The sequence below is a fragment of the Pseudomonas sp. Q11 genome (assembly GCF_024494355.1).
GTDB lineage: Bacteria > Pseudomonadota > Gammaproteobacteria > Pseudomonadales > Pseudomonadaceae > Aquipseudomonas > Aquipseudomonas hefeiensis.
The window spans coordinates 1-2,319 of sequence record NZ_JAKNQY010000060.1; the positions used below are offsets into that span (position 1 = coordinate 1).

General features: G+C 53.5%; 2 protein-coding genes and 1 pseudogene. 2 read left to right on the top strand and 1 reads right to left on the bottom strand.

The genetic code is table 11. The features are described 5' to 3' along the window. Nucleotides 1-155 precede the first annotated feature (155 nt). Both MA884_RS27720 and MA884_RS27725 read left to right on the top strand, forming a co-directional pair. Nucleotides 156-305, top strand: a pseudogene (locus tag MA884_RS27720) (antitermination protein Q); the annotation flags it as partial. A gap of 923 nt (nucleotides 306-1,228) precedes the next feature. Then, on the top strand, nucleotides 1,229-1,561 hold the full coding sequence (locus tag MA884_RS27725) for an MFS transporter (RefSeq protein ID WP_256233476.1): 333 nt from the start codon (nucleotides 1,229-1,231) through the stop codon (nucleotides 1,559-1,561). Between the two features lie 157 nt (nucleotides 1,562-1,718). On the opposite strand, the gene MA884_RS27730 is transcribed toward MA884_RS27725, so the two are convergent. Further along, on the bottom strand, nucleotides 1,719-2,057 hold the full coding sequence (locus MA884_RS27730; RefSeq protein WP_188251354.1) for a YceK/YidQ family lipoprotein: 339 nt from the start codon (nucleotides 2,055-2,057) through the stop codon (nucleotides 1,719-1,721). Nucleotides 2,058-2,319: the final 262 nt, after the last annotated feature.

Here is a 2,319-nt window from a genome sequence, read left to right on the forward strand (position 1 = left end):
TTTCATTTTTTGTAGGCGTATCAGCTAGTTAGCCGTTAAGTAAGTGCCATTCGGGACAGATTTATTTTTACTTCGCTGCGCTGAGAGTTTTCATCGAGTGGATTCGCTTGGATCAACTGGCAGCCGGCTAGAAAATAAATCTGTCCCCTTTTCCCGACATGATCTGGCTGTACTACGGCGCTAAGTGGGCCGCGGTGCGAGTCGGCCGCCAATACGGCATGAGCGAAGGCAAGGCCCGGGAGCTGATCAAGGCCGGCGTTGCCTGGGTGGATTGCGTCTTGGAGCGGATGAGGGAGGCAGCTTGAAAAAAGAGTTGTCCATATGGAATAGCTCTGTTTTCATAGCACCGTGTTCAGCTTTTCAAGCGCGACACCACAGAGAAAGCCCGGCCATTGAGTCGGGCTTTTTTTCGTCCACTCGTCGAGTTCGTTGCACTTCCTGTCCAAGTTGGCTCTCCCACGTATATGCGCAGATGTGCGCCTCAGAAAGGAGAGATGCCATGGTGGACGACAACAACGGCCCGCAAGCTCCATACCCCGGGCCAGATGAAGATGCGCCTGATACAGGTGAGAGTCATGGTTCCGGTCTTGAACAGGCCGAGTCAGAGCCTCAGCAGGGCACGGCCGAGAGACCCGTTGATTGGGACCCTCCGCCCGGTAATCCTGGATCTGATCAGGATGCTCAGACGAATCGTGGGAACGGCGGCGCGAAGTAGGCTGCTGGACAGCATGAATTCACAGAAAGCCCGGCCATTGCGTCGGGCTTTTTTGTGCGTATATGGAAAGAGAAAGAGCCGGCATTATCGGGCTTTTAGTTTCTGATTGGGCCGCCGATACATTCACCACTCATTTCAAACGGATGTAATCGGATGGTCATGTACTTGCTCCTGTTGGGGCTCGGCTTAATGGTTGCTATGCAACTGGTCATTTTCTGCGTTGCCATAAAAAATTCGTTACCCCAAGCCATGCTCTGTTTAGTCATACCTTTTTACGTGTACGTCTATGCGAAGAAAGACTCACAAGCGAAGGTGTTCCTCTGGGGTTGGTATTTGGGAATTGTTTTGCTCACTGCGGGGGTCGTTGCCTCAGCTTAAAGATATCTCCACATATTCATGAGCCTCGGCATTTGCCGGGGCTTTTTCGTTTTCGGCCCCACCACACCCATTGCTCTGAGCTGGGAGTGCTGCTGGGGCTGATTCAAATTCAGTCATGCCTACGGAGTTGAGCGCATGGAATTCCTGCATCGCCTGCTCGACAAGCTTGACTGGGCCCTGGCCGGATTGATTGGCGCGATCGCCGCCAGCTTCTGGCACCGAGATGACCTGGTAGACCGAAAGGCCTGGGCCATCTTCATTTTCTCGGGTGCGGTCTGCGCCCATTACCTGACGGGCCTGATCAGTTCCTATTTCGGAGTGGTCGAGCCGCGCAGTGTTGCCGGTGTAGGTTTCCTCCTGGGGACCTTCGGCGGATCGCTTATCGCCGCGATCACCCGGGCCATCAAAGCCGCTGACCTCTGGCCGGCATCCGTCACCTGTTCATGGCCACCTACTCGCAGCGGGTAAAAGCCTGGATTTGCCGACATTTGAACTGTGAGCATTGCATGCGGTGTGACAAGGCGCCCGGCGGGGTCGAACGCCGACCCAAGTAAGTCGGGGGCGCTTCTCAATTATGCGAAGCCGGGACAGCTGCAAATGGTCCGCCCGTGATCAGCTTGCCTTGCTATTCGAAACGCGCTTTCCTGATATCGCCGTGCTTGTTTTGCAAATAGACGGAGTAAGGCAATAAGAGAGTGTCCGCGACAGCTGAGAGGCCCATGTCGAGTACAATAAGTGCTGGGGCGGGGTGTCCATCGAAACCAGTGTTTTGCCGTGGTTCCGCATCCAGTGTGCAGTAATCAAAAACTGCACCGCTATAGATTCGTGGAACCGAGTCACAGTGGGAATGCCAGCGAGCCAGTTTACCGCTAGCCACAGCATCATCCCGAAAGGTCGTATTGATCGTCCCGCATCCCGACGCTGAAGCGACCGCGAGCACCAACAGAATGCACCTGAAATTCATTGATTCAAGTCCTTTAGAAGAATTTTGGATTGTAGACGAGTGGGTGGAATCGCGAATTCTCAATTCATAGGTTTCGACACCTTTCGCGCATCAGAAAATTGTGTCACGGCACTGGAGAGGGTTATGGCGACGATAAGCGTCAAGCTCAAGTCAACTCGCCGCTGGTGGGTTATTCCGCGGTGAGTTGCGAAAAAAGGAGACAGATTTGAATGGCACTTACTTAACGGCTAACTAGCTGATACGCCTACAAAAAATGAAAAAA

Bases quoted from the DNA above. Each gene is read 5' to 3' on its own strand.
- MA884_RS27725 (WP_256233476.1), top strand. From the start codon at position 1,229: ATGGAATTCCTGCATCGCCTGCTCGACAAGCTTGACTGGGCCCTGGCC.
- MA884_RS27730 (WP_188251354.1), bottom strand. From the start codon at position 2,057: ATGAATTTCAGGTGCATTCTGTTGGTGCTCGCGGTCGCTTCAGCGTCG.